The 26,822-nt window shown below is 62.0% G+C and carries 23 protein-coding genes; 22 read left to right on the forward strand and 1 reads right to left on the reverse strand.

The window, feature by feature from the left end; genetic code table 11:
* Positions 1-57: 57 nt before the first annotated feature.
* On the reverse strand, positions 58-528 hold the full coding sequence (locus tag F2P44_RS07150) for a YegJ family protein (RefSeq protein ID WP_167086018.1): 471 nt from the start codon (positions 526-528) through the stop codon (positions 58-60).
* A 420-nt stretch (positions 529-948) separates the two neighbouring features.
* Here F2P44_RS07150 and F2P44_RS07155 point away from each other — a divergent pair, with 420 nt between their 5' ends.
* The 22 genes from F2P44_RS07155 (at position 949) to hisB (ending at position 26,796) form a co-directional block, all read left to right on the forward strand.
* On the forward strand, positions 949-4,056 hold the full coding sequence (locus F2P44_RS07155) for a DEAD/DEAH box helicase (RefSeq protein ID WP_167086019.1): 3,108 nt from the start codon (positions 949-951) through the stop codon (positions 4,054-4,056).
* Positions 4,057-4,145: 89 nt separating this feature from the next.
* Entirely contained in the window at positions 4,146-5,333 is a 1,188-nt protein-coding gene (locus tag F2P44_RS07160; protein WP_229423429.1) for a PAS domain-containing sensor histidine kinase, read from the forward strand.
* Positions 5,334-5,377: 44 nt separating this feature from the next.
* Positions 5,378-6,061 (forward strand): response regulator transcription factor, encoded by a 684-nt coding sequence (locus F2P44_RS07165; protein ID WP_167086020.1) that lies wholly within the window; start codon positions 5,378-5,380, stop codon positions 6,059-6,061.
* Between the two features lie 63 nt (positions 6,062-6,124).
* Positions 6,125-7,045 carry an ADP-ribosylglycohydrolase family protein gene (locus tag F2P44_RS07170; RefSeq protein WP_167086021.1) on the forward strand — a complete coding sequence of 307 codons (921 nt, stop codon included), beginning with the start codon at positions 6,125-6,127 and terminating at the stop codon, positions 7,043-7,045.
* Between the two features lie 180 nt (positions 7,046-7,225).
* Positions 7,226-7,927 carry a transposase gene (locus F2P44_RS07175; RefSeq protein ID WP_167086022.1) on the forward strand — a complete coding sequence of 234 codons (702 nt, stop codon included), beginning with the start codon at positions 7,226-7,228 and terminating at the stop codon, positions 7,925-7,927.
* 226 nt (positions 7,928-8,153) lie between these two features.
* Complete coding sequence (locus F2P44_RS07180; protein WP_167086023.1) at positions 8,154-12,902, forward strand: glutamate synthase-related protein; 4,749 nt, start codon at positions 8,154-8,156, stop codon at positions 12,900-12,902.
* 54 nt (positions 12,903-12,956) lie between these two features.
* Positions 12,957-14,420 carry a glutamate synthase subunit beta gene (locus tag F2P44_RS07185; protein ID WP_167086024.1) on the forward strand — a complete coding sequence of 488 codons (1,464 nt, stop codon included), beginning with the start codon at positions 12,957-12,959 and terminating at the stop codon, positions 14,418-14,420.
* 371 nt (positions 14,421-14,791) lie between these two features.
* Positions 14,792-15,595 (forward strand): ABC transporter ATP-binding protein, encoded by an 804-nt coding sequence (locus tag F2P44_RS07190; protein ID WP_167086025.1) that lies wholly within the window; start codon positions 14,792-14,794, stop codon positions 15,593-15,595.
* Positions 15,592-16,371: a lipid asymmetry maintenance ABC transporter permease subunit MlaE gene (gene mlaE / locus F2P44_RS07195; RefSeq protein ID WP_167086026.1), complete on the forward strand. Its 780-nt coding sequence runs from the start codon at positions 15,592-15,594 to the stop codon at positions 16,369-16,371. The genes F2P44_RS07190 and mlaE overlap by 4 nt, the downstream gene beginning before the upstream one ends.
* Positions 16,372-16,421: 50 nt before the next feature.
* A complete protein-coding gene (gene mlaD / locus F2P44_RS07200) occupies positions 16,422-16,889 on the forward strand; it encodes an outer membrane lipid asymmetry maintenance protein MlaD (protein WP_167086027.1) in 468 nt (155 codons plus the stop codon).
* A gap of 4 nt (positions 16,890-16,893) precedes the next feature.
* Entirely contained in the window at positions 16,894-17,748 is an 855-nt protein-coding gene (locus F2P44_RS07205; protein WP_167086028.1) for an MlaA family lipoprotein, read from the forward strand.
* 69 nt (positions 17,749-17,817) lie between these two features.
* On the forward strand, positions 17,818-18,456 hold the full coding sequence (locus F2P44_RS07210; protein WP_167086029.1) for an MlaC/ttg2D family ABC transporter substrate-binding protein: 639 nt from the start codon (positions 17,818-17,820) through the stop codon (positions 18,454-18,456).
* 1 nt (position 18,457) lies between these two features.
* Entirely contained in the window at positions 18,458-18,754 is a 297-nt protein-coding gene (locus tag F2P44_RS07215) for an STAS domain-containing protein (protein ID WP_054265272.1), read from the forward strand.
* A 150-nt stretch (positions 18,755-18,904) separates the two neighbouring features.
* Positions 18,905-19,834: an ABC transporter ATP-binding protein gene (locus F2P44_RS07220; RefSeq protein ID WP_167086030.1), complete on the forward strand. Its 930-nt coding sequence runs from the start codon at positions 18,905-18,907 to the stop codon at positions 19,832-19,834.
* Positions 19,831-20,595 carry an ABC transporter permease gene (locus F2P44_RS07225; protein ID WP_167086031.1) on the forward strand — a complete coding sequence of 255 codons (765 nt, stop codon included), beginning with the start codon at positions 19,831-19,833 and terminating at the stop codon, positions 20,593-20,595. The genes F2P44_RS07220 and F2P44_RS07225 overlap by 4 nt, the downstream gene beginning before the upstream one ends.
* 25 nt (positions 20,596-20,620) lie before the next feature.
* Positions 20,621-20,857, forward strand: coding sequence for a BolA family protein (locus F2P44_RS07230; protein ID WP_167086032.1), 237 nt, complete (start codon positions 20,621-20,623; stop codon positions 20,855-20,857).
* Positions 20,858-20,871: 14 nt separating this feature from the next.
* A complete protein-coding gene (murA, locus tag F2P44_RS07235; RefSeq protein ID WP_167086033.1) occupies positions 20,872-22,122 on the forward strand; it encodes a UDP-N-acetylglucosamine 1-carboxyvinyltransferase in 1,251 nt (416 codons plus the stop codon).
* A gap of 11 nt (positions 22,123-22,133) precedes the next feature.
* Positions 22,134-22,805, forward strand: coding sequence for an ATP phosphoribosyltransferase (gene hisG, locus F2P44_RS07240; RefSeq protein WP_167086034.1), 672 nt, complete (start codon positions 22,134-22,136; stop codon positions 22,803-22,805).
* An 11-nt stretch (positions 22,806-22,816) separates the two neighbouring features.
* Complete coding sequence (gene hisD, locus F2P44_RS07245; RefSeq protein WP_167086035.1) at positions 22,817-24,139, forward strand: histidinol dehydrogenase; 1,323 nt, start codon at positions 22,817-22,819, stop codon at positions 24,137-24,139.
* Complete coding sequence (locus tag F2P44_RS07250) at positions 24,136-24,951, forward strand: DNA-methyltransferase (protein WP_167086036.1); 816 nt, start codon at positions 24,136-24,138, stop codon at positions 24,949-24,951. Before hisD ends, F2P44_RS07250 begins: the two co-directional genes overlap by 4 nt.
* Positions 24,952-25,099: 148 nt before the next feature.
* Positions 25,100-26,194 (forward strand): histidinol-phosphate transaminase, encoded by a 1,095-nt coding sequence (gene hisC, locus F2P44_RS07255; protein ID WP_167086037.1) that lies wholly within the window; start codon positions 25,100-25,102, stop codon positions 26,192-26,194.
* 11 nt (positions 26,195-26,205) lie between these two features.
* Complete coding sequence (gene hisB / locus F2P44_RS07260) at positions 26,206-26,796, forward strand: imidazoleglycerol-phosphate dehydratase HisB (protein ID WP_167086038.1); 591 nt, start codon at positions 26,206-26,208, stop codon at positions 26,794-26,796.
* Positions 26,797-26,822 lie beyond the last annotated feature (26 nt).

Below are 26,822 nucleotides of genomic sequence, written 5' to 3' on the forward strand. Positions count from 1 at the left end.
AACCTGCCGGGTGGAGCAGAAGGGCATTCCGATTGCGCTGAGCAGCAAGAATTCAGATCAGCATTCAAAACCGTGCTGCTCGCGGTACTGCTTGACCACATTCGCAGGCATGGTGTTGAACATGGCGCAGACGGTAAAGCTGCCTTTTTGCTTGCCGTTCTGGACGTAGCCCCAATCCGAAATGTCGGCGCGCTTGAAGGTGATTTCTTCGCCGTTTTCGACGCTTTCCACGATTTCCGGATCATTGGCGATGGTGCCGCTGAAGCCGCTTGAGGTCTGCTTGAACGGCATGACCCACATATGCTCGCTGCCATTTTCGTCGGTAATTTTCACCTTGAGGCGGAACATATCCGCGCCTGCGGGCGGCTTGGCATGCGTGGCGAGGAAGGTGTCGAGCGAAGCATGCGCCTTGGTGATGGCAGCGGCCATCACTGGACTTTCGTTTTTGATCATCACCACACGATCGCCGATCTGGGCATTGGCAGTGGCGGCAAGCAGCAAAAAAGCGAGAGCGGCGGTCAGTTTCATGATTTTCCAGGGGAAGGGGAAGAGTGATCGCAACGGGATAATTATCCGTTGCCCGAGGCGGTTATTCTATGTAGATAATGAATAAATAGCAATATAGTTGCCGAAAAACCTCTTCCGCTTCGCACGGCAACGCTCGCCCCATTCCTTGTTTTGAATCCGCCGACGGCACTACTTTTTGAGACTCTCCCTGGTTCTTGATTCGTGATGCATCAGAAAATACCCATACCTCGACGAAGCGACGGCGACTTCCCGCTCTCTCGCCAGCGCCTACCCTCGTAGCATGAACACCATACCCTTACCCTCGACGCGTACAAACAAGCTCGCCTGCGTGCGAAAGAGAACAGAACACAAGCGTCTTTATGTCGGATAATATCGGGTGTTATCGTCTTCGATATTGCCCCTACAGAACACATGCACACGATGGATTTAACGCGCGACGAACCCCGCGAAGGACGCCCTGCCACCGCTACGCCGCACGCCAATGCGTCGGCCTTGCCGGCGCCAATCGCCAGCTGGCTGCAACGGGTCGAGGCTGCCGCCCACCCGCAGCCCAAGCTCGACCTGGAGGTCAAGGATCCCAAAGTCGCCCAATACAAGTTCGTTTATGTCCTGGCCCCCACCAGCGGTGGCCGCCACGTCGCCCTGTGCCTGTGCAAGGCCCGCCTGCGCCCGAACGGGGAAGTGGCGGCCGCCAGCCCGGTCAGCGAAGTGTTTTCCCTGCTCTCGGCCCCGCCCGCCTACCTCGAAGGCGACGATGAAGACCTGGTGCGCTTCTTCATCGCCATGCGCAGCGGCGCCGCGTCGCAGGGTGGCAGCGCGACCGAGCCGAAAGGCAAGGTCGGCGCCATCCTCCTGCAAATGTTGCTGGAACAAGACAAACTGCTGTGGGCCAATTCCTGGGCCGACATGGCCAATGGCCTGATCTATCCGCTCCAGGCCGGCCCCGTGCGCGAGGCCAACCTGGTCTGGCGCGAGGAAGGCCGTACCGCGCGCCTCGGCTGGCAAGTCCAGCCCGCCAGCGGCGCGACCCACACCGCCGCCGACCAGATCGATTACATGCTGCCGACCGATCCGCCGTGGTATATCGACAACTTGTCCTGCGGCGCGCTTGCGCTCAACCGCGGCGGCGTCGATATTTCCCTGGTCGACTTGCAGGCGCTGGTGGCGCAAGCCCCTGCGCTCAGCGGCAACGATAAAAAACGCGTGTCGCAACTGTTGCTGGCCCATGGCCTGCAACAACTGATGCCCCTGCCGCAGCCGCTGATCCAGCGCCTGCGCGACGACGTCAAGCCGCGTCCGCACTTGCTGCTCGACAGCGTGCCCCTGGCCGACGGCCCGCACCAGCGCTGGCACGATTACGCCGTGCTGTCCTTCGATTACGACGGCGAGCGCGTCGCCTTCGACCCGGCCCAGCGCGTGGTGCGCCAGGTGGGCGACGTGACCGAAGTCATCGCCCGCGATATCCAGGCCGAGGCCGCCTCGCTGGACGAACTGACCGCCCTGGGTTTCCGCAAACCGGGCACGCCGCCGCTCAACGCCCTGGCCGGCGCCCAGCAGCTGGAAAGCCAGGCGCACTGGTTGCGCTTTGCCGAAGGCGACCTGGCCGGCCTGATCGAAGCCGGCTGGCATGTGCAGAAATCCAGCAAATACCGCTACGACGTGGTCGCGGTCGAAGACTGGTATGCCGAGATCGACGAGCCGGCCGAAGCGGGCAACGCCTGGTTCGAGCTGGAGCTGGGCATCGTGGTCAACCAGAAACGCGTAGCGCTGCTGCCGGTGCTGGTACAGCTGATCCGCAGCGCCCCGAGCGACTTCGATCCCGAGGTCCTGGCCGCCCACGGCGATAGCGACCAGATGCTGGCCACCCTGCCCGACGGCCTGCGCGTGGCGCTGCCCTGGGGCCGTCTCAAGCCGATTCTCAACACGCTGGGTGAACTTTATTTCAGCGACAAGATCAAAAACAAGGTCAGGCTCTCGACCCTGGATGCGGGCCGGCTCGAAGAACTGGCACGCGGAACCGCTTTGCGCTGGTTCGGCGGCGAGCAGTTGCGCGAAACCGGCCGTAAGCTGAGCTTGTTCGGTTCCGTACAAAAAGTGGCGCCCCCGGTGGGGCTGCAGGCGACCCTGCGCGACTACCAGGCAGATGGCTTGGCCTGGATGCAATTCCTGCGCGAGTACGACTTGGCCGGCATCCTGGCCGATGACATGGGCTTGGGCAAGACGGTGCAAACCCTGGCCCACATCCTGATCGAGAAGGAAGCCGGCCGCCTGACCCATCCGGCCCTGGTCATCGCGCCCACCAGCCTGATGACCAACTGGCAGGACGAAGCGGCCCGCTTCGCGCCCGACCTGCGCGTGCTGCTGCTGCAAGGCAAGGAGCGCCTGGAACAGTTCGACAAGATCGAGGAAGTCGATCTGGTCTTGACCACGTACGCCCTGTTACCGCGCGATGAAGAAAAACTGCGCGAGCATGAGTTCCACCTGGTCATCCTCGACGAATCGCATTACATCAAGAACACGCGCTCCAAGGCGGCCCAGAGCGCCGGCTTGCTCAAATCGCGCCACCGCCTGTGCCTGACTGGCACGCCTCTGGAAAACCACTTGGGCGAGCTGTGGTCGCAATTCCATTTCCTGCTGCCGGGCTTGCTGGGCGATGAAAAAACCTTCAACAGCCAGTTCCGCCACCCGATCGAGCGCCAGGACGACCCACTGCGGCGCGCGCTGCTGAACCGCCGCATCCGTCCCTTCCTGCTGCGCCGGACCAAGGACAATGTCGCCAAGGAATTGCCGCCGAAGACGGAAATGGTGCGCAAGGTCGAGTTGTCGGGCGCCCAGCGCGACCTGTACGAAACCGTGCGCCTGGCGATGGACAAGAAAGTGCGCGACGAGATCGACAAAAAAGGCGTGGCGCGCAGCCAGATCGTCATTCTCGAAGCCTTGCTCAAGCTGCGCCAGGTCTGCTGCGATCCGCGCCTGGTGAAAGCCCTGCCTGCCAAGAAGAAAGACAGCGGTTCCGCCAAGCTGATCGACCTGATGCAGATGGTCGACGATTTGCTCGAAGAAGGCCGCAAGATCCTGGTGTTCTCGCAATTTACCAGCATGCTGGCGCTGATCGAGGAAGAGCTCAACGCGCGCCGCATTCCGTACGCCTTGCTCACCGGCGACACCAAGGACCGCGCGGCCCAGGTCGCCGCCTTCCAGCAGGGTGCGGTGCCGATTTTCCTGATCAGCCTGAAAGCGGGCGGTGTCGGCCTGAACCTGACCGCGGCCGATACCGTCATCCATTACGATCCATGGTGGAACCCGGCTGCCGAAAATCAGGCCACCGACCGTGCCTGGCGCATCGGACAGGACAAGCCCGTATTTGTGTACAAGCTGATCGCCAAGGGGACCCTGGAAGAAAAGATCCAGTTGCTGCAGCAAAAGAAATCCGACTTGGCCCAGTCCATCCTGGCCGAGGGCGAGTCGCAAAAAATGAGCCTGACGCAGGAAGATCTGCAAGCCATTTTCGCGCCGCTGGAGGAGTAGCGGCCTCTGGTGTGCGTTCATATACTTTCCTGCAACGTTGGCGATATACTAGCGGAGTGTGACTGTTGAACAGGTAAGGAAAGCGTTCCATGCATATCGGTGTCAGTGAGGCAAGCAAGGCAATCATGCCGACCGGCGACACTGTGCTCATGGAACAGTTTCGTGCCATCGCCGAGTTGCGTGGCGACGTCGCCTGGATCGTCGATTGTGCATCGGGGGCGCTGTCGTACATCAGCCCGTCCGTCCGTGACATGCTGGGATATGCGCCCAGAGATTTCATTAGGCAACTTTCCAGCCACGACGCGGCGTCGCCGCTGGCTACCTTGTGCGCGGGATTGCCGGAGCGCCTGGCGCGTTTTGCGGCAGGCGACCAAAGCCGGCGCGCGCTGGTGCGCCACTTCGACCAGCTGCGTGCGGATGGCAGCACGGTCCCGCTCGACGTGCGTTCCACTTTGTTGACGGATTCCAACGGCAAACCCAGCGTCCTGGTCGGCGTGATGATCGATACCAGCGCCGAACGTGAGCGTGCCGAGCGACAACGCCGTTTCGCGAGTATGCTGAATCATGAATTTCGTACGCCCTTGTCGACCATCGACGGCGCCATCCAGCGCCTCGAAGCGACCGGGGCCAAGGCCGACGAGCCGACCCGGCTGCGCTACCGCAAGATCCAGGCAGCCGTGGACCGCCTGACCGGCATGCTTGACGAGTACCTGTCGCCCGACCGCATGGACGAAATCGGAGGTACGCGCCCGCCGGACAGTGTCGCGCCTGAGCTGCTGTTGCAGGAAGCGGCCGCCCGGATTGGCGCGGTGGGCGGCACTGCGCTGGTCGAGTGCAGCGGCTTGCCGCCCTTGATCCGGGCCCAGCCGACCGGCCTGCGCCTGGCGTTGAACGTGCTTGTGGATAACGCATTGCAATACGCGCCGCCCGGCCAGCCGGTCATCCTGGCCGGTCACGCGACGGCGGACGGCATCGAACTGTCCGTGCGCGATCACGGCGAGGGCGTGCCCGACGCGGAAACCGGCGCGATTTTCGGCAAGGGGTATCGGGGAAGTAATGCCGTGGGCCAGGGTTCCGGTTTGGGCCTGTACATGGCGCGTTCGGTGATCGAGGTACATGGGGGAAGCATCGGTGTTCAAAATGTGGCACCATCAGGCGCCTTGTTCAAAATCTGGCTCCCGGCGCAACGCGCCGCAGGGAAAAGAGTTGCGCCAGAAGAGTGCAGCAGTGATAATTCCGCTAATCAACACACAAGGGAAGGCGCCGCGCGCAAGTAAGGAATCGATGCACGGGGTAATGAAATGAAGAAAATGGCCAACCCATGACGCAGATATTGATTGTTGAGGACAACGGCGACTATGCCGGCGATATGGCGGAGTTTCTGACGGAACTCAACCATGAAGTGATGGTTGCGACCACCGCCGCCGACATGTGGGCCGCGCTGACCAAGACCCCGACCGCCGTGGTCGTGCTCGATCTCGGCTTGCCGGATGAAGATGGTTTCAATGTCATTCCGCGCATGCGCCAGCTGTATCCGGAAATCGGCCTGCTGGTGCTGACCGGGCGCGTCGCCTTCGACAACCGCATTCTCGGCCTGCGCCTGGGCGCCGACCATTACCTGACCAAGCCGATCAAGTTTCCGGAACTGGCCGCCCATATCGAGGCACTGGACCGGCGCGTGCGTCCGCCCGAGCCGGCGGCCCAGCTGCCGAGCAAGTGGACCTTGCGCGTCAGCGCGCGCCAGCTCGAACTGATGGGGGCGGTGGTCGACCTGACCGAGAAGGAATGCAATTTCCTGCACCTGCTCACGCTCAACACCCGTCCTGTGCCACGCCAGGTGATCGTGGCCGGCATGGGCGGCGACGATCCCGACGCCAGCCGCCGGGTCGACATGCTGGTCTACCGCCTGCGCAAGAAAGCCCGTTCGGGCCTGGGCCAGGATTTGCCTCTGCGCAGCGCCTACGGCGAAGGCTACAGCCTCTCGGCCGGTTTCACCCTGGCGTAAGGAATTGCACCGCGGGGTGAGGATCGTCCTCCCTGGCATCATCAGGAAACAGGCGATCCCTGGATGCTGGCAATGAAACTCTCTTCTGATTATTTTTCCGCATGTTTGTTGGGCCTGGCCAGTGGCGACGCCTTGGGCGCTCCGTACGAGGGCGGCTTTCTGGAACAGGCACTTTGGCGCGCAATCGGCCGCACGCGTGCTGGTGAGCGGCGCTGGACTGACGATACCCGGATGTCGCTCGATCTTGCTGAATCTTTGCTGGCGCGGGGAGAACTGGATCTTGCCGACCTTGCCTCCCGGTTTGCGAAAGGCTATGCCTGGAGCAGGGGCTATGGCCAGGGTACCGCCAAGATATTGAAACGGATTAAACGCGGGCAAGACTGGCAGCTCGCGTCAAGATCGGTTTTTTCCCAGGGATCGTATGGGAACGGCGCCGCAATGCGTGCTCCCGTCATCGCCCTCTTTTATGCGCGCGACTTCAGCGCCATGCTGCACGCCACCAGCGAAAGCGCACGCATTACGCACTCGCACCCCCTCGGGATCGAAGGCGCGGTGCTGGTTGCGCTCGCATGCTATGCGCTCTTGCACCAGCTAAGCACGGCCGACGCGCTGACGCTGTTAACCAGCCACTGTGCCGATCCACGACTGGCAGGCAAGCTGGATTTCCTCCAATGCTTCTCCAATAGCGGCAAGCTTGCCGATACGCCCCGCTTCATCGTTGGCAAACTGGGTAATGGAATGACAGCCGAGACGTCCTGTCTCACGGCAATCTATATCGCTTTGCGGTTTCGTCACTCACCCTTTGAGGAAATGATGGCCTTCGCGATTGACTGTGGCGGCGACGTCGACACGATCGCGGCGATGGCAGGGGCAATGTGGGGAGCCGCGAATGGCGAAAAACGGCTTCCCCCATTTTTGCTGGAAAAAAGAAGCTACATCCGACATATTGGCCAACTGCTGTTTGACATAAACGAGCCTGCCTGAATAGACAGGTGCCTGCCGCGTCGAGACGAGCGGGACTTAGGCCAAGGCAGGGTGTCCAGCCGCCGCATCTCATAATTAGGGACATAGCCGCCTCGCGCAAGCATGAGCCTGTTTTTAATGAGGGACAGAGTCATGCCATGTCCAGTAAAATGGTAGGGTCCTCTCCTTTTTCATACCGCCATGGCCCGTCTTCCCCGTCTCGTCCTCCCCCACCAGCCGCACCACATCATCCAGCACGGCAACGACCGCCAGCTGATCTTCCGCGAAAGCGAGGATTACCAGCGCTTCCTCGGCTGGCTGAAAGAAAGCGCCAAGGAATTCAAAGTCGCCATCCACGCCTACGTGCTGATGCCTAACCACCTGCACCTGCTCGCCTCCCCATCGACGGTGGAAGGCCTGGCGCAAACCATGCAGCGGGTCGGCCGCTACTACGTTCCCTGGTTCAACGCCAAGTACGGCCGCAGCGGCAGCCTGTTCCAGGGCCGTTTCAAAACCTCGCTGATCGACGCCGCCGCCTACTTCCTGCTGTGCAGCCGCTATATAGAACACAACCCGGTGCGCAACGAGCTCGTGTCCGATCCCGTGAATTACCCCTGGTCGAGCTACGCCCACCATGCCGGCGCCCAGCCCGACAGCCTGATCACCGACCACGCGCTCTACTGGGCGCTGGGTAACACCCCCTTCCAGCGCGAAGCGGCTTACATCGAGCTGAGCCGGCCAACCCTGACGCGCGAGCAGCTCGACCAGATCAATGCCGCCGTGCTCAAGGGCTGGCCGCTCGGTTCCGATGCCTTCAAGACAGAATTGCAACACCGCGCCAAGCGCCAGGTATTGCCCGCCAAGCGGGGGCGACCGTTCAAAATCAAGGCTCCCGCCCCCTGAAAACGCCCGGTGGGCGTTTTTTTTGGCCTGCCGAAAACGTCAAAACCCCTTGTTGCACCTAAGCTCAACGCATAAAACCCGTCAATCGCTCGACTATGTCCCTATTTAATTTACGAAGCGACGCGGTGGCGATTAATTCGACTCCGACCCTAATTAATCCTATTGCTGATTCTGCTGCATTGCACTAATCTTGGTCTTCGACTTTCAAAAGCTGTGGAGAATGCGCATGATTGCCCAAGGTTTGTACGATCCGTCCAATGAACACGATGCCTGCGGCGTCGGTTTCATCGCCCACATCAAGGGCAACAAGAGCCATTCCATCATCGAGCAGGGCCTCTTGATCCTGAAAAACCTCGATCACCGGGGTGCCGTCGGTGCAGACAAGCTGATGGGCGATGGCGCCGGCATCCTGATCCAGCTCCCGGACCAGTATTTCCGCGACGAGATGGCGAAACAGGGCGTGGAACTGCCTCCGCCGGGCGAATACGGCGTCGGCATGGTGTTCCTGCCGAAAGAAAACGCATCGCGCATCGCTTGTGAGCAAGAAATTGAACGCGCCGTGCGCATCGAAGGCCAGGTCGTGCTCGGCTGGCGCAATGTGCCGCTCGACGACACCATGCCGATGTCGCCTACCTTGCGCGGCAAGGAACCGGTGATCCGCCAGATCTTCATCGGCCGCGGCCCGGACATCATGGTCACCGACGCGCTCGAACGTAAGCTGTACGTGATCCGCAAATCGTCCGGCCACGCGATCCAGGCGCTCAAGCTCTTGCACGGCAAGGAATTCTTCGTGCCATCGATGTCGGCCCGCACCATCGTCTATAAAGGCTTGCTGCTGGCCGACCAGGTCGGTGTCTATTACAAGGACTTGCAAGATCCGCGCTGCATTTCGGCGCTGGCGCTGGTGCACCAGCGTTTCTCGACCAACACCTTCCCGGAATGGCCGCTGGCCCACCCCTACCGCCTGATCGCCCACAATGGCGAAATCAACACCGTCAAAGGCAACTTCAACTGGATGCGCGCGCGCGAAGGCGTGATGAAGTCGGCCGTGCTGGGCGACGACCTGCAAAAGCTGTTCCCGCTGATCTATGAAGGCCAGTCCGACACCGCCTGCTTCGACAACGCCCTCGAACTGCTGATCATGGCCGGCTACCCGATCGCCCAGGCCATGATGATGATGATCCCGGAAGCCTGGGAAAATCACACCATGATGGACGACAACCGCCGCGCCTTCTACGAATACCACGCCGCGATGATGGAACCGTGGGACGGCCCGGCCGCCATGGCCTTCACCGACGGCCGCCACATCGGCGGCACCCTGGACCGCAACGGCTTGCGTCCGGCGCGCTACATCGTCACCGACGACGACCTGGTCGTGATGGCGTCCGAATCGGGCGTGCTGCCGATTCCGGAATCGAAAATCATCCAGAAGTGGCGCCTGCAACCGGGCAAGATGTTCCTGATCGACCTGGAAGCGGGCCGCATCATCGACGACAAGGAATTGAAAGATACCTACGCCAACGCCAAGCCCTACAAGGCATGGATCAATTCGGTGCGCATCAAGCTCAACGAAATCAAGCTCAAGGAAAGCCAGCTCGGCCACAACCGCGCCAAGGATGGCGCCCAGCCTGGCGTACCTGCCCAGGGCGAAAAAGCCCCGGCGTCCGTGCTCGACCGCCAGCAAGCTTTCGGCTACACCCAGGAAGACCTGAAATTCCTGATGGCGCCGATGGCCGTGCTCGGCGAAGAAGCCACCGGTTCGATGGGCAACGATTCGCCGCTGGCGGTCATGTCCAACAAGCTCAAGCCGCTGTACAACTATTTCAAGCAACTGTTCGCGCAAGTCACCAACCCGCCGATCGATCCGATCCGCGAAGCCATGGTCATGTCGCTGGTGTCGTTTATCGGCCCCAAGCCGAACTTGCTTGATACCAACAACGTCAACCCGCCGATGCGCCTCGAAGTGTCGCAGCCGGTGCTCGGTTTCGACGACATGGCGCGCCTGCGCAACATCAGCGCCCACACCGGCGGCAAGTTCAAGTCGTATGAGCTGAACATTTGCTACCCGGTCGCCTGGGGCAAGGAAGGCATCGAAGCCTCGCTCGCCTCGCTGTGCGCCGAAGCGGTGGATGCGGTCAAGTCCGGCCACAACATCCTGATCGTGTCCGACCGCGCCGTCTCGGCCGAACAGGTGGCCATTCCGGCCCTGCTGGCCACCTCCACCGTGCACCAGCACCTGGTCGGGCGCGGCTTGCGCGCCTCCACCGGCCTGGTCGTGGAAACCGGCTCGGCCCGCGAAACCCACCACTTCGCCCTGCTGGCCGGCTACGGCGCCGAAGCCGTCCACCCTTACCTGGCGATGGAAACCCTGGTCGAACTGGCGCAGGGCATGAGCGGCGACCTGTCCGGCGACACCGCCATCTATAACTACACCAAGGCCGTCGGCAAGGGCTTGATGAAGGTGATGTCCAAGATGGGCATCTCGACCTACATGTCGTACTGCGGCGCGCAAATCTTCGAAGTCATCGGCCTGAATAAATCGCTGGTCGACAAATACTTCAAGGGCACCTCGTCCAACGTCGAAGGCATCGGCGTGTTCGAAGTGGCCGAGGAAGCGCTGCGCCTGCACACCCTGGCCTTCGGCAACGATCCCCTGTTGCTCGACGCCTTGGACGCCGGCGGCGAATACGCCTTCCGCGTGCGCGGCGAAGAACACATGTGGACGCCTGACGCGATCGCCAAGCTGCAACACTCCACCCGTAGCAACAATTTTTCGAGCTACAAGGAATACGCGCAAATCATCAATGACCAGAGCCGTCGTCATTTGACACTGCGCGGCCTGTTCGAGTTCAAACTCGATCCGACCAAAGCCATTCCGCTCGATGAAGTCGAACCGGCCAAGGAAATCGTCAAGCGCTTCGCCACCGGTGCCATGTCGATGGGTTCGATCAGCACCGAAGCCCACGCCACCCTGGCCATCGCCCTGAACCGTATCGGCGGCAAGTCGAACACGGGCGAAGGCGGTGAAGATCCGTTCCGCTACACCAAGGAATTGAAAGGCATCAAGATCAAGCAGGGCGAAACGATGGCCTCCGTCATCGGCGAGCAAAACGTGGTGGTCGACATTCCTTTGCAGGAAGGCGATTCCCTGCGTTCGCGTATCAAGCAGGTCGCCTCGGGCCGCTTCGGCGTCACCGCCGAGTACCTGAACTCGGCTGACCAGATCCAGATCAAGATGGCGCAGGGTGCCAAACCTGGCGAAGGCGGCCAGCTGCCGGGCCACAAAGTGACCGAATACATCGCCAGCCTGCGCTTCTCGGTGCCGGGCGTGGGCCTGATTTCCCCGCCGCCGCACCACGATATTTATTCGATCGAAGATCTGGCGCAACTGATTCACGACCTCAAGAACGCCAATCCGCGCGCCTCGATCTCGGTCAAGCTGGTCTCGGAAGTGGGTATCGGCACGGTTGCCGCCGGTGTCACCAAGGCCAAGGCCGACCACGTTGTCGTTGCCGGCCATGACGGCGGCACGGGCGCCTCGCCATTGTCGTCGGTCAAGCACGCCGGCACGCCGTGGGAGTTGGGTCTCGCAGAGACGCAACAAACATTGGTGTTGAATGGCTTGCGCAGCCGTATCCGCGTGCAGGCCGATGGCCAGATGAAAACCGGACGCGACGTCGTCATCGCCGCCATGCTGGGCGCCGACGAGATCGGTTTCGCCACGGCACCGCTGGTGGTTGAAGGTTGCATCATGATGCGCAAATGCCACCTGAACACCTGCCCGGTCGGCGTTGCCACGCAAGATCCTGTCCTGCGCGCCAAGTTTTCGGGCAAGCCTGAATACGTGGTCAACTATTTCTTCTTCGTCGCCGAAGAAGCGCGCCAGTTGATGGCCCAGCTCGGCATCCGCAGCTACGATGAATTGATCGGCCGGGTCGACCTGCTCGACAAATCGAAAGCCATCAGCCACTGGAAAGCGCGTGGCCTGGACTTCAGCAACATTTTCTACCAACCAGTGGTGCCGGTGGGCGGCGCGGTGCGCCAGGTGGAAGAGCAAGACCATGGCCTGGAAAAAGCCCTGGACCACAAGCTCATCGCACAAGCCAAGGCCGCCCTGGAAAAAGGCGAGCGCGTCTCCTTTATCTCGCCGGTGCGCAACGTCAACCGCACCGTCGGCACCATGCTGTCGGGCGAAGTGGCCAAGCGCTACGGGCACGCCGGTTTGCCGGACGACACCATCCACATCCAGCTGCAAGGCACGGCCGGCCAGTCCGCCGCCGCCTTCCTGGCGGCTGGCATCACCCTCGACCTGGTGGGCGAAGGCAACGATTACGTCGGCAAGGGCTTGTCGGGCGGGCGCATCATCGTGCGGCCGAATACCGAGTTCCGCGGCTGGGCGGTTGACAACATCATCGTCGGCAACACGGTGCTGTACGGCGCGATTGCCGGCGAAGCCTTCTTTAATGGCGTAGCGGGCGAACGCTTTGCCGTGCGCAACTCCGGCGCCACCGCGATTGTCGAAGGCTGCGGCGACCACGGCTGCGAATACATGACTGGCGGCACGGTCGTGGTGCTGGGTGCGACGGGCCGCAACTTTGCGGCGGGCATGTCGGGCGGAGTGGCCTATGTCTACGATCCGCTGGGCGACTTCGAGAAGAAATGCAACACCGCCATGGTCAACCTGGAACGCGTGCTCAGCACCAAGGAGCAGGGCGACCGCGCCGGCTGGCACAGCCAGAGCCGCGCCAGCGACCCGGAATCGGACGAAGCCATCCTCAAGCGCCTGATCGAACGCCACTTCAAGCACACGGGCTCGACCCGCGCGCGCAACCTGCTGGACGACTGGGCGACAGCACGCGCCAAGTTCGTCAAAGTGTTCCCGACCGAATACAAACGGGCGCTGGAAGAATTGCACAACAGCAGCATGGAAGAAGCGAACGACAAGATCGACGCCGTCGCCAAGATCGCTGCCTAAGACAGCCCCGGCGGGCACATGAGGCCCGCCGCATAGAACACAAGGAAAAACATCGTGGGTAAAATTACCGGCTTCATGGAATTCAAGCGTCAGGACGAGGGCTATCTCGAGCCTGCGGCGCGCGTCAAGAACTACAAGGAATTCGTGCTGCACCTGAGCGATCCGCAAGCCAAGGTGCAGGCGGCGCGCTGCATGGATTGCGGCATCCCTTTCTGCAATAGCGGCTGTCCTGTCAATAACATCATCCCGGACTGGAATGATCTCGTTTTTCACGGCAACTACCGCGCCGCGCTGGAAAACCTGCACTCGACCAATAACTTCCCCGAGTTCACCGGCCGCGTCTGTCCCGCGCCGTGCGAGTCGGCCTGTACCCTGGGCATCATCAACGATCCGGTCGGCATCAAGTCGATCGAGCACAAGATCATCGATACCGGCTGGGAGCACGGCTGGGTCGTTCCGCAGCCGCCGGAAAAGCTGACTGGCAAGAAAGTGGCCATCATCGGTTCCGGTCCGGCCGGCCTGGCGGCGGCGCAGCAACTGGCGCGCGTCGGCCACGCCGTCACCGTGTTCGAGAAGAGCGACCGCATCGGCGGCCTGCTGCGCTACGGCATCCCCGACTTCAAGATGGAAAAGACCCACATCGACCTGCGCGTGAAGCAGATGGAAGCCGAAGGCGTGACTTTCCGCACCAGCGTGCTGGTCGGCAAGGATTTCCCGGCCACTGTTAACAACTGGGCCAAGGAAACGATTTTCCCGGAAGACCTGGAAAAGGATTTCGACGCCATCATCATGGCTGGCGGCGCCGAGCAGCCGCGCGACTTGCCGGTCCCGGGGCGCGAGCTCAAGGGCGTGCACTTCGCGATGGACTTCCTGCCGCTGCAAAACAAGGTCAACGCCGGCGACAAGCTCAAGGACCAGATCAAGGCCAGCGGCAAGAACGTGGTCGTGATTGGCGGCGGCGACACCGGGTCCGACTGTGTCGGCACCTCGAACCGCCACGGCGCGCTGTCGGTGGCGCAGTTTGAACTGATGCCGCAGCCTCCGGAGCAGGAAAACAAGCCGCTGGTCTGGCCGTACTGGCCGACCAAGCTGCGCACCTCGTCCTCGCACGAAGAAGGGTGCGAGCGCGACTGGGCGGTGGCCACCAAGCGTTTTGAAGGCAAGGGCGGCAAGGTCGACAAGCTGATCGCCTGCCGCGTCGAGTGGAAAGACGGCAAGATGATCGAAGTGCCGAATTCCGAATTCGAGATGAAAGCCGACCTGGTGCTGCTGGCCATGGGCTTTGTCTCGCCGGTGCAACAGGTGCTGGACGCCTTCGGCGTGGAAAAAGATGCCCGTGGCAATGCCAAGGCGACGACCGACGGCGATGGCTGCTATGCGACATCGGTGCCGAAAGTGTTCGTGGCCGGCGACATGCGGCGCGGCCAGTCGCTGGTGGTGTGGGCGATCCGCGAAGGCCGCCAGTGCGCGCGCGCCGTCGACGAGTTTTTGATGGGCGAATCGGTCCTGCCGCGCTAAATATCATTCGCATCGAGAGCACCGTCGTCCCTGCCACTGGCAGAAACGACTCCCCGCGCCAAGTGCCGCCTTGGCGCGGGGACGACGTGAAAAAGTGTCTCTTTTTACGCCTGTTTTACCGCCCTTATATGCATGAAGTAATGTAAAGTTACATAAACGCATTGTTGAGAGGCGGAAATAAATCCACCACCACACCAATCCCCTCGCCATTCCTATCCCAACAAAATCAAGCACTTACGCGCTGAAATATCTGACCCGCCGTTCAGTAGTGTTGTATTCTCACCTCGCGTAGCCATTGTCGATCGGGGGGGCGCCAGCAGAGATTGCCCTTTCTGCACTACAATACGGCATTCCCAAATATGAACAGCGCCGTGTCTAATCTTGTCGAAATCCGCGATCTACATTTTTCTTACGGTGACCGTTCGATCTTGTCGAACCTCCGGATGGACTTCCCACGCGGAAAGGTGGTCGCCGTCATGGGCGGCTCCGGCTGCGGCAAGACCACGGTGCTGCGCCTGATCGGCGGCCAGATCCGCCCGCAAAAAGGCACGGTCACTGTCGCCGGCGAAACCGTCCACCAACTCGATACCGACGGCCTGTACCGCCTGCGCCGCAAGATGGGCATGCTGTTCCAGTTCGGCGCGCTGTTCACCGACCTGACCGTGTTCGAAAACGTCGCCTTCCCGCTGCGCGAGCACACCGACCTGCCCGAGGAACTGATCCGCGACCTGGTGCTCATGAAGCTCAACGCGGTCGGCCTGCGCAATGCCGCCAAACTCAAGCCGGCCGAGATTTCCGGCGGCATGGCGCGCCGCGTGGCCGTTGCCCGCGCCGTCGCGCTCGACCCGGAATTGATCATGTACGACGAACCCTTCGCCGGCCTCGACCCGATCTCGATGGGCGTCACCGCCAACCTGATCCGCCGGCTCAACGATGCCCTCGGCTCCACCTCGATCCTGGTGTCGCACGATGTGCACGAATGCTTTGCGATCGCCGATTATGTCTACTTTATGTCCACAGGGAAGATTGTCGCCCAGGGGACGCCGGCCGACATGCGCATCTCCGAAGACCCTTATGTCAAGCAATTCGTCAACGCCGCCCCCGATGGCCCGGTGCCCTTCCATTACCCGGGCAAGTCGCTGGCCGAGGACCTCGGTCTGGGAGAGCGCGCATGATCGCTAATATGCTCGCGTCGGTCGGCCGTTCCGTGCGCGAAAACATCGCCAGCGTCGGTTTCGCGACGCGCTCCTTCTTCACCCTGCTCGGCGTGACCCCTGGCGCACTGCGCCGTCCCGGCCTGATTTCCGAACAGATTCATTTCATCGGCAACTATTCGCTGGTGATCATCATCGTCTCCGGCTTGTTCGTGGGCATGGTGCTCGGCTTGCAGGGTTACATCACCCTCACCCCTTACGGGGCCGAACAGAAGCTCGGCCAGGTGGTCGCGCTGGCGCTGGTGCGCGAACTGGGGCCGGTCGTCACCGCCCTGCTGTTCGCCGGCCGCGCCGGTACCTCGCTGACCGCGCAAATCGGCTTGATGAAAGCCGGGGAGCAATTGTCTGCCATGGAAATGATGGCGATTAACCCGGTGCAGCGCGTGCTGGCGCCGCGTTTCTGGGCCGGCGTCATTGCGATGCCGATCCTCGGCACCATCTTCAGCGCCGTCGGCGTGGTCGGCGGCTATCTGGTCGGGGTCCAGCTGATCGGCGTCGATGAAGGCGCCTTCTGGTCGCAGATGCAAGCGAACGTGGATGTGCAGCACGATGTCGTCAACGGCATCATCAAGAGCTTCGTGTTCGGCATCGCCGTCACCTTTACCGCGTTGTTCCAGGGCTACCAAGCCCAGCCGACGCCGGAAGATGTGTCGCGCGCCACCACCCGTACCGTCGTGATCGCGTCGCTGACCGTCTGGGGTCTGGACTTCGTGATGACCGCGATGATGTTTAACTAAATAGATGAATCTGGCGCAACGCAGCCGCATAACAAGAGTTAGGAAATCACATGCAACGTAAATCCATCGACGTCTGGGTCGGCCTGTTTGTTCTGCTGGGTCTGGCAGCGCTGCTGTTCCTGGCCCTCAAGGCCGGTAATATGAGCACCTTGTCGTTCGGCAAGACCTACCTGGTGACGGGCAAGTTCGACAATATCGGCGGCCTCAAGCCGCAGGCGCCGGTGAAAAGCGCCGGCGTGGTGGTGGGGCGCGTGGGCGATATCAAGTTTGATGACAAAACCTATCAGGCGCTGGTAATCTTGGAGCTTGAGACGGGCTACAACTTTCCAAAAGATAGCTCTTTGAAAATCCTGACGGCCGGCCTGCTCGGTGAACAATACATCGGTATTCAAGCAGGTAGCGACGATGCCAACAAGCTGGTCAATGGTGACCGGATTAACAGTACCCAATCTGCCACCGTGCTGGAAGACCTGATTAATCAGTTCATCTACAGCAAGGCGGCCGACGGAAAGGAATAGAGCAATGACTTTACCGAAGCCGAACCGCGCCCTGAACTGGCGCGTCAGCGCTGCCGCCCTGGTGGCCATTGCCACCCTGAGCGGTTGCGCCACCAATCACCCGCGCGACCCGCTCGAACCGTTCAATCGCACGGTGTTCAAGTTTAACGACGCGATCGACCAGGCCGCGCTGAAACCGGTCGCCTCCGCCTACAAGAAGGTCATGCCATCGTTCGTGCAGACCGGCGTGAACAATTTCTTCGGCAACTTGTCCGATGTCTGGACTGGCGCTAATAACTTGATGCAAGGCAAGGGCGAGCAAGGCATGTCCGACTGGACCCGCGTTGCCCTCAACTCAACCTTCGGCATCGGCGGCCTGTTCGACATCGCTTCCGAAGCGGGCTTGAAAAAGCACAATGAAGATTTCGGCCAGACCCTCGGCTACTGGGGCGTGCCAAGCGGCCCGTACCTGATGCTGCCGCTGCTGGGACCGTCCACGGTGCGCGACACCAGCGGCTTGCCGGTGGATATGGCCGCCAACGGCTGGTCCTACGTCGATCCGACCTCGACCCGCACCATCGGCACCGCCTTGCGCGTGATCGATGGCCGCGCCAGCATCCTGGACGCCTCGAACCTGATGGAAGAAGCCGCACTCGACCGTTACGAATTCATCCGTGACGGTTTCCTGCAGCGCCGCCAGGGCCAGGTATTCGATGGCGAAAGCTCGCGCAAGGCCCTGAAAGAGGCCAATGCCGAGCCTAGCGCGAAGAGCATCAGCGCCGCCTACGCCGACGACGCGTCGGATACCGCGTCGCCTAGCGCGCCGGCTGCCGACGCCCCTGCCGCACCGGCTGTGTCATCCGAAACGCCCTCGAAGTAGTTAACCGCTAAACTGGACCGTCATCGCACGGTCCAGCCGGTCTGAACACAACCTTATCGAAAAGAGCTTATGAAACTGATTAAACAACTGATCGCCCTCGCAACCGTGGCCATCGCCACCACCGCTACCGCTGCCGCCCAGTCTGAAGCGCCGGACGTGCTCGTCAAACGCATCAGCGCCGACGTGATCGACACCGCCAAGGCCGACAAGGATATCCAGGCCGGCAACCAGAAAAAGGTCATGGACCTGGTCGAAAGCAAGATCTTGCCGCACGTCGACTTCCAGCGCATGACCCAGCTGGCCGCCGGCCGTGCCTGGCGCGATGCCACCCCGGAACAGCAAAAGCAGCTCTCGAACGAGTTCCGCACCCTGCTGATCTTCACGTACTCGGGCGCGCTGTCGCAGATCAAGAATGAAACCGTCGAGTTCAAGCCGCTGCGCGCAGCGCCGGAAGACAAGGAAGTCGAAGTGCGTTCGCAAGTAAACGTCGCGCGCGGCGAGCCAGTCACCCTGAACTACCGCCTGGCCCAGAGCCCGACCGGCTGGAAAATTTTCGACATCAACGTGCTCGGCGCGTGGCTGGTGGAAACCTACAAAGGTACCTTCGCATCGGAAATCAACAAGTCCGGCATCGATGGCCTGATCAAGACCCTGGCCGAGCGTAACAAGAAGCTGGCAAGCAAGCCGCTGGCCAAGCCAATCAAATAAGATGGTTCAAACCAACAAGCTCGAGAACATCGATACCCTGACCGTGCACAACGCCAAGGCGGCACTGGTCCAGGGTTTCGATGCGATCAAGGCAGGCCAGACCGTGTTCGATTTCGGCTCCGTCAAGGTCGCCGATTCGTCCGCGGTCGCGGTCCTGCTCGCCTGGCAGCGCGCCGCGCGCACTGCCGGCGTGGTGCTGTCCTATGTCAATCTTCCGGACAGCTTGAAAAGCCTGGCCGCGCTGTACGGCGTCGATGCCTTCCTGGTGGACACTCCCGCCAAGCTGCACCACCATTGATCTTGCCTTCGGGGAGACGGATCCGCCTCCCCACTCCCCCTGCCTGTAACTCCGGGCAACTCTGTTTCCTCCGATTTCCCCTATAATTGACGGCTCACCCCGCAATGTCCGTGCATGCTGTATAGACATTTGCTCACTCAGAAAAGACGCATGACAGCGATTCAGATTACCAACGTCGAGAAAAGCTACAAGGCCCTCAAAGCCTTGGGTGGCGTCTCCCTGACGATTGAAGAAGGCGAGTTCTTCGGCCTGCTCGGCCCGAACGGTGCCGGCAAGACCACCCTGATCTCCACCATCGCCGGCCTGATCCGCCCCGATGCGGGCACGGTCGCCATCCACGGCCACGATGTCATCACCGATTTCCGTGAAGCGCGCAAGAAGCTTGGCGTGGTGCCGCAGGAACTGGTGTTCGATCCCTTCTTCACGGTGCGCGAAACCTTGCGCCTGCAATCGGGCTACTTCGGCCTGAAAAACAACGACAAGTGGATCGATGAGGTCATGGGCAACCTGGACCTGACCAACAAGGCCGATGTGAACATGCGCGCGCTGTCGGGCGGCATGAAGCGGCGCGTGCTGGTGGCCCAGGCCCTGGTCCACAAGCCGCCCGTGATCGTGCTCGACGAGCCGACCGCCGGCGTCGACGTCGAACTGCGCCAGACGCTCTGGAAGTTCATCTCGCGTTTGAACAAGGAAGGCCACACGGTGGTCCTGACCACCCACTACCTGGAAGAAGCGCAAGCCATGTGCCAGCGCGTGGCCATGCTCAAGGGCGGCAAGGTGGTCGCGCTCGACACCATGTCGGCCCTGATCCGCCGCATCTCCGGTTCGCAGCTGATCGTGCACCTGGCCAGCGGGAGTCTGCCGGACGACCTGCGCCACCTGGTGTCGCACGACGAGCATGACAATGGTAATGGCAATGGCGGCGGCATGAAGTACAGCCTGCGCGTGAACGAATACGGCGAAGTCGAACAGATCTTGGCGCGCCTGCGCGAATCCGGCGCCGTCATCGACGAAATGCAGCTGCAGCAGGCCGACCTGGAAGACATCTTCCTGCAGATTATGGACAAGGGCGCACTATGAACATGTTCTCGGTGGGCTTCCAGACCCTGCTCTACAAGGAAATGCTGCGCTTCTGGAAGGTCGCCACGCAAACCGTGGCGGCGCCGGTCCTGACGGCCATGCTGTACCTGCTGATCTTCGGCCACGTGCTCGAAGGGCACGTCAACGTGCGCGGCGTGAACTACACCGCCTTCCTGATTCCCGGCCTGGTGATGATGAGCGTGTTGCAGAATTCCTTCGCCAACTCCTCGTCCTCGCTGATCCAGTCCAAGATCACCGGCAACCTGGTGTTCATTTTGCTGCCGCCGCTGTCGCACTGGGAGATTTTGTCGGCCTACGTGCTGGCCTCCGTGGTGCGCGGCCTGACCGTCGGCGCGGGCGTGTTCATCGCCACCGTGTGGTTCGCCAAGCTGTCGTTCGCGGCGCCCCTGTGGATTCTCGCATTCGCCTTGCTGGGCGCAGCCATTCTCGGCACCATGGGCGTCATTGCCGGCATCTGGGCCGAAAAATTCGACCAGCTGGCCGCCTTCCAGAACTTCCTGATCATGCCCGCCACCTTCTTGAGCGGCGTGTTCTACTCGATTCACTCGCTGCCGCCATTCTGGCTCACCGTGTCGCACTTCAATCCGTTTTTCTACATGATCGACGGCTTCCGTCACGGCTTCTTCGGCCAGTCCGACGTGTCGCCGTGGACCAGTCTTGCGATCGTGTCGGCCTTTTTCGCGGTACTCGCGGGTATCGCCATCAACCTGCTCAAGCGCGGCTACAACCTGCGCCATTAATGCGTCATTCTTCAGAGGAATCATCGTGGCTACCACACCAGAACTCATCCACGGCTACATCAGCGCCGGTCTCGAATGCACCCACCTTGAAGTGGAGGGCGACGGCCAGCACTTCACCGCCGTCATCGTTTCGCCGGCGTTTGCCGGCAAGCGCCCGATCCAGCGCCACCAGATTGTCTACGCTGTGCTGGGCGAGCGCATGCGCGAAGAAATCCACGCGCTGTCGATGAAAACGCTCACCCCTGAAGAATACCAAGGATAAAAGGATACATAAGCATGGACAAGCTCCAAGTGGTCGGAGGCAAGCGCCTCGAAGGGGAAATCGTCATTTCGGGCGCCAAGAACGCGGCCCTGCCGATCCTGTGCGCCGGTTTGCTCACCTCGGGCGACCTTGAACTGTCGAACGTGCCGCGCCTGCACGACGTCAAGACCATCCTCAAGCTGCTGGCCCAGACCGGCCTGGCGGTGTCGCAGGACGACGAAAAGGTTACCCTCAACGGCAGCGCCATCACCACGCTGGAAGCGCCCTATGAGCTGGTCAAGACCATGCGCGCCTCGATCCTGGTCCTGGGCCCCCTGCTGGCGCGCTTTGGCGAAGCCAAGGTCTCGCTGCCGGGCGGCTGCGCCATCGGTTCGCGTCCGGTCGACCAGCACATCAAGGGCTTGCAGGCGCTCGGCGCCGAGATCACCATCGAAGGCGGCTACATCTACGCCAAGTGCAAGAAGCTCAAGGGCGCGCGCATCCGCACCGACATGATCACCGTCACCGGCACCGAGAACCTGCTGATGGCGGCGACCCTGGCCGACGGCGAAACGATCCTGGAAAACGCCGCGCGCGAGCCGGAAGTGACCGATCTGGCCAACCTGCTGGTCGCCATGGGCGCGAAGATCGAGGGCATCGGCACCGACCGCCTGGTGATCCAGGGCGTGGCCGAACTGCACGGCGCCAAACACGCGGTGATCTCCGACCGCATCGAAGCGGCCACCTTCCTGTGCGCCGTTGCGGCCACCGGCGGCGACATCCTGCTCAAGAACACCCGCACCGACTACTTCGACGTGGCGCTCGACAAGCTGCGCGAGATTGGCCTGGTGATGACCATGGGTCCCGCTTCGATCCGCGCGCAGATGGGCGGCCGTCCCAAGCCGGTCTCGTTCCGCACCACCGAATATCCGGGCTTCCCGACCGACATGCAGGCCCAGTTCATGGCCGTCGATACGATCGCCTCGGGCAGCAGCCGCATCACCGAGACGATTTTCGAAAACCGCTTCATGCACGTGCAGGAGATGAACCGCCTGGGCGCCTCGATCCAGACCGAGGGCAACACCGCCCACGTCAAGGGTGTGGACCGGCTGGTGGGCGCGCCCGTGATGGCGACCGACCTGCGTGCCTCGGCCTCGCTGGTGATCGCCGCCATGGCCGCGCAAGGCACCACCATCATCGACCGTATCTATCACCTCGACCGCGGCTACGACCGCATGGAAGTGAAGCTGTCGGCGGTGGGCGCCGATATCGTCCGCATCAAATAAAGAATACATCGATGAGTACATTCAGTAATCCGGCCAACTCCCTGATTTTGGCGCTGTCGAAAGGCCGCATCTTCGACGACACCATGCCGCTCCTGGCGGCGGCCGGCATCACCGTCACCGAAAATCCGGAGACCTCGCGCAAGCTGATTTTGGCGACCAACGATCCGCACGTGCGCGTCATCATCGTGCGCGCGTCCGACGTGCCGACCTACGTGCAGTACGGCGCCGCCGATTTCGGCGTGGCCGGCAAGGACGTCCTGCTGGAGCACGGCGGCGAAGGCCTGTACCAGCCGATCGACCTGAATATCGCCAAATGCCGCATGTCGGTCGCCGTCAACGCCGGCTTCGACTACGACAAGGCGGTGCGCCAGGGCGCGCGCCTGCGCGTGGCCACCAAGTTCGTCCAGACCGCGCGCGAGCACTTCGCCGCCAAGGGTGTGCACGTCGACCTGATCAAGCTGTATGGCTCGATGGAGCTGGCGCCCCTGGTCGGCCTGTCGGACGCGATTGTCGACGTGGTTTCCACCGGCAGCACGCTGCGCGCCAATAACCTGGTCGAAGTCGAAGAGATCATGGACATCTCCTCGCGCCTGGTGGTGAACCAGGCCGCGCTCAAGCTCAAGCGCGCGCGTTTGCAACCGATCCTCGAGGCCTTTGAACGCGCCTCGAAACTCAATAACTAAGCCAAGTCACCATGACCATCCAGATCCGCCACCTCGATTCGGCCCAGCCGGACTTCAAACAACGCCTCGATACCCTGCTGGCCTTCGAAGCGTCCACCGATGAAGCGATTGAAAAATCGGTGGCGGCGATCCTGCATGACGTCAAACATCGTGGCGACGCCGCCGTCCTCGAATACACCAACAAGTTCGACCGCATTCCCGGCGGCGCCGCCAGCATGGCCGCCTTCGACGTGCCGCAAGCCGAACTGCAGGCCGCCTTGGATTCGCTCCCGGCAGCCCAGCGCGCGGCGCTGGAAACGGCGGCCGAACGGATTCGCGTGTTCCACGAGCGGCAAAAAGAAGAACTGCGCGGCTTCACCTACACCGAGCCGAATGGCACGGTGCTGGGCCAGAAAATCACCGCGCTCGACCGGGTCGGCATCTACGTCCCGGGCGGCAAGGCCGCGTATCCCTCGTCGGTGCTGATGAACGCGGTGCCGGCCAAGGTGGCTGGCGTGCTTGAAATCATCATGGTGGTGCCGACGCCGGACGGCGTGAAGAACCAGATGGTGCTGGCCGCCGCCGCGATTGCGGGCGTGACGCGCGTGATCACCATCGGCGGCGCCCAGGCAGTCGGCGCGCTGGCCTACGGCACCGCCAGCATCGCCCCGGTCGACAAGATCGTCGGTCCGGGCAACGCCTACGTGGCCGCGGCCAAGCGGCGCGTGTTCGGCACCGTCGGCATCGACATGATCGCCGGCCCGTCCGAAATCCTGGTGCTGTGCGACGGCAGCACCGACCCGGACTGGGTCGCGATGGACCTGTTTTCGCAAGCCGAGCACGACGAACTGGCGCAGGCGATCATGCTGTGCCCTGATGCGGACTACATCGCACGCGTCGAAGCGAGCATCCACAAGCTGCTGCCGACCATGCCGCGCGCGGACACCATCCGCACCTCGATGACCGACCGTGGCGCGCTGGTCAAGGTGCGCGACATGCAGGAAGCGTGCGACATCGCCAACGCCATCGCCGCCGAGCACCTGGAAATTTCGGCCGAGGACCCGCAGCAGTGGGCCGACCGCATCCGCCACGCCGGCGCCATGTTCCTCGGGCGTTTTTCGTCCGAGTCGCTGGGCGACTACTGCTGCGGTCCGAACCACGTGCTGCCGACCTCGCGCACCGCGCGTTTTTCGTCGCCGCTGGGCGTGTACGACTTCCAGAAGCGTTCCTCCGTCATTTTCGTGAGCGAAGCGGGCGCGCAAACGCTGGGCAAGGTCGCGGCCGAACTGGCGTATGGCGAAGGCTTGCAGGCGCACGCCCGCAGCGCCGAACTCAGATTGCGACCGGCGGCATGAGCGACTGGCTCAATCAGGTATTTTGCGAGGATGCGCTGGCCGGACTGGCGCGCATCCCGGACGGTTCCATCGACCTGATTCTGACCGACCCGCCATATAACCTCGGCAAGGACTACGGCAACGACTCCGACCAGCAAAGCGTGGCCGATTACCTGGCGTGGACCGAGCAATGGATTTCGAAGGCGCTGCCCAAGCTCAAACCCAACGGCAGCCTGTACATCTTTTTGACGTGGCGCTTTTCGCCCGAGATTTTCGTCATGCTCAAGCAGCGCATGACGATGATGAACGAGATTATCTGGGACCGCCGGGTGCCGTCGATGGGCGGCAGCGTGCGCAGTTTCAGTTCGGTGCACGACACGATCGGGTTCTTCGTCAACCGCAAGGATTACTACTTCGACCTGGACGCGGTGCGCATCCCGTATGACGCGGTCACCAAGAAGGCCCGCTCGCGCTCGATTTTCGTCGGCGCCAAGTGGCTCGAAGTGGGCTACAACCCCAAGGATTTGTGGAGCGTGTCGCGCCTGCACCGCGAACACCCGGAGCGCGCCGACCACCCCACACAGAAGCCGCTCGAGATCATCGAGCGCATGGTCAAGGCATCGTGCCCGCCGGATGGCGTGGTGATGGATTTGTTCATGGGCAGCGGCACCACCGCCATGGCGGCCAAGCGCTGCGGGCGCAATTTTGTCGGCTTCGAGCTCAATGCCGCGTACTGCGAGATTATCGCAGCGCGACTGGCGTCGCCGCCGGAGCAGGAAATGGTCAAGAAGCGCAAGCCGGCCAAGAAGACTGTGCAGGCTGAAAATGCATAGCGTCGTTGCCACCACCGCCACCGCCAGCGCCGTCGTTCCAGCCTCTACCTCCGTGGTTCCCGCGCCGAGTGCCGCCTTGGCGCGGGAACGACGGAGCTAAGAACGACGGGCAATTTGCAGCAACCTATCAACCAAGGAGCAAAGCAGCATGAGTTTCATCGACACGCTGATCGCCAACACGATCCGTCCCGAGATCCAGGCCGACCAGGCCTACGTCGTCCCCGACGCCGATGGCTACATCAAACTGGACGCGATGGAGAATCCTTACTCGCTGCCTGCCCACCTGCGCGAAGAACTGGGCCATCGCCTGGCCGCCGCGGTCCTGAACCGCTACCCGCTGCCCAGCAACGCCACGCTCAAGCACAAGATCTGCGCCCGCCTGGGCATCCCCGATGGCTACGACGTCATCCTCGGCAACGGCTCCGATGAACTGATCTCGATCATGGCCACCGCTGTTTCCGGCGGCGCGCGCCGTCCCGTGATCCTGGCGCCCACGCCCGGCTTCGTGATGTTTTCGCGCTCCGCCATGCTGGCCGGTGCCGAATTCGTCGGCGTGCCGCTGCGCGCCGACATGATACTCGACAAGGCCAGCATGCTCGCCAACATCGCCGAGCACAAGCCGGCCCTGGTATTCCTGGCCTATCCGAACAACCCGACCGGCACCCTGTTCGACCCGGCCGAGATGGTCGAGATCATCCAGGCCGTGGGTGACACCGGTGTGGTCGTCGTCGACGAAGCCTACGGCCCGTTCGCGCGCACCTCCTTCATGGAGCGCCTGCCCGAGTTCGAGAACATGGTTGTCATGCGCACCGTCTCGAAACTGGGCCTGGCCGGCATCCGCCTGGGCTACATGAGCGCCGCGCCCAAGCTGCTGGCGCAGTTCGAGAAAGTGCGCCCGCCCTACAACATCAATGTGCTCACCCAGATCGCCGCCGAATTCGCGCTCGATCACCTGGAGGTGCTGAACGACCAGGCGACCTTGCTCATCGCCGCGCGCGAACAGCTGGCGGCCGACCTGGCCGCGCTGCCCGGCGTGACCGTTTTTCCGTCGGCCGCCAACTTCCTGCTGGTGCGCCTGCCCGATGTCGACGCCTCCTGCGCACGGCTCGACGCCGACAAGGTGATGGTTAAAAATGTGAGTAAAATATGCGGATTGGGCGGATGCATCCGCGTGACCGTGAGCACACCTGAAGAAAATGCTGTTTTCCTGGATGCCATCAAGGCATCGCTGACTTCGCACTAACCGAGCCTCCCATGACCCGCACCGCAGACATAACGCGCAACACCAACGAGACGCAAATCCGCGTCGCGATCAACCTCGATGGCACCGGCCAGCAAAAGCTCAACACGGGCGTGCCTTTCCTCGACCACATGCTCGACCAGATCGCGCGCCACGGCCTGATCGACCTCGATATCGAATGCGTGGGCGACCTGCATATCGATGCCCACCACACGGTGGAAGACACCGGCATCACGCTCGGCATGGCGGTGGCCAAGGCGATCGGCGACAAGAAGGGCATCCGCCGTTACGGCCACGCCTACGTGCCGCTGGACGAAGCGCTGTCGCGCGTGGTGATCGATTTTTCCGGCCGTCCGGGCCTGGAAATGCACGTGCCGTGGAAGCGCTCGATGATCGGCAGTTTCGACGTCGACCTGGCGCATGAATTTTTCCAGGGTTTCGTGAACCACGCGCTGGTGTCGCTGCATATCGATAACCTGCGCGGCGAGAACGCCCACCACCAGTGCGAAACCGTGTTCAAGGCCTTCGGCCGCGCACTGCGCATGGCTGCGGAACTCGATGCGCGTTCGGCTGGGACGATTCCTTCGACCAAGGGTAGTCTGTAACGTCGTCCGATACGTATGCGGCCCCC

Source organism: Massilia frigida (assembly GCF_011682175.1).
GTDB classification, from domain to species: domain Bacteria; phylum Pseudomonadota; class Gammaproteobacteria; order Burkholderiales; family Burkholderiaceae_D; genus Telluria_A; species Telluria_A frigida.

Bases quoted from the DNA above. Each gene is read 5' to 3' on its own strand.
- F2P44_RS07225 (WP_167086031.1), top strand. From the start codon at position 19,831: ATGAACATGTTCTCGGTGGGCTTCCAGACCCTGCTCTACAAGGAAATG.
- F2P44_RS07205 (WP_167086028.1), top strand. From the start codon at position 16,894: ATGACTTTACCGAAGCCGAACCGCGCCCTGAACTGGCGCGTCAGCGCT.
- F2P44_RS07180 (WP_167086023.1), top strand. From the start codon at position 8,154: ATGATTGCCCAAGGTTTGTACGATCCGTCCAATGAACACGATGCCTGC.
- F2P44_RS07170 (WP_167086021.1), top strand. From the start codon at position 6,125: ATGCTGGCAATGAAACTCTCTTCTGATTATTTTTCCGCATGTTTGTTG.
- F2P44_RS07165 (WP_167086020.1), top strand. From the start codon at position 5,378: ATGACGCAGATATTGATTGTTGAGGACAACGGCGACTATGCCGGCGAT.
- hisB (WP_167086038.1), top strand. From the start codon at position 26,206: ATGACCCGCACCGCAGACATAACGCGCAACACCAACGAGACGCAAATC.
- hisG (WP_167086034.1), top strand. From the start codon at position 22,134: ATGAGTACATTCAGTAATCCGGCCAACTCCCTGATTTTGGCGCTGTCG.
- murA (WP_167086033.1), top strand. From the start codon at position 20,872: ATGGACAAGCTCCAAGTGGTCGGAGGCAAGCGCCTCGAAGGGGAAATC.
- mlaE (WP_167086026.1), top strand. From the start codon at position 15,592: ATGATCGCTAATATGCTCGCGTCGGTCGGCCGTTCCGTGCGCGAAAAC.
- hisC (WP_167086037.1), top strand. From the start codon at position 25,100: ATGAGTTTCATCGACACGCTGATCGCCAACACGATCCGTCCCGAGATC.
- F2P44_RS07215 (WP_054265272.1), top strand. From the start codon at position 18,458: ATGGTTCAAACCAACAAGCTCGAGAACATCGATACCCTGACCGTGCAC.
- F2P44_RS07250 (WP_167086036.1), top strand. From the start codon at position 24,136: ATGAGCGACTGGCTCAATCAGGTATTTTGCGAGGATGCGCTGGCCGGA.
- F2P44_RS07155 (WP_167086019.1), top strand. From the start codon at position 949: ATGGATTTAACGCGCGACGAACCCCGCGAAGGACGCCCTGCCACCGCT.
- F2P44_RS07220 (WP_167086030.1), top strand. From the start codon at position 18,905: ATGACAGCGATTCAGATTACCAACGTCGAGAAAAGCTACAAGGCCCTC.
- F2P44_RS07150 (WP_167086018.1), bottom strand. From the start codon at position 528: ATGAAACTGACCGCCGCTCTCGCTTTTTTGCTGCTTGCCGCCACTGCC.
- hisD (WP_167086035.1), top strand. From the start codon at position 22,817: ATGACCATCCAGATCCGCCACCTCGATTCGGCCCAGCCGGACTTCAAA.
- F2P44_RS07210 (WP_167086029.1), top strand. From the start codon at position 17,818: ATGAAACTGATTAAACAACTGATCGCCCTCGCAACCGTGGCCATCGCC.
- mlaD (WP_167086027.1), top strand. From the start codon at position 16,422: ATGCAACGTAAATCCATCGACGTCTGGGTCGGCCTGTTTGTTCTGCTG.
- F2P44_RS07175 (WP_167086022.1), top strand. From the start codon at position 7,226: ATGGCCCGTCTTCCCCGTCTCGTCCTCCCCCACCAGCCGCACCACATC.
- F2P44_RS07160 (WP_229423429.1), top strand. From the start codon at position 4,146: ATGCATATCGGTGTCAGTGAGGCAAGCAAGGCAATCATGCCGACCGGC.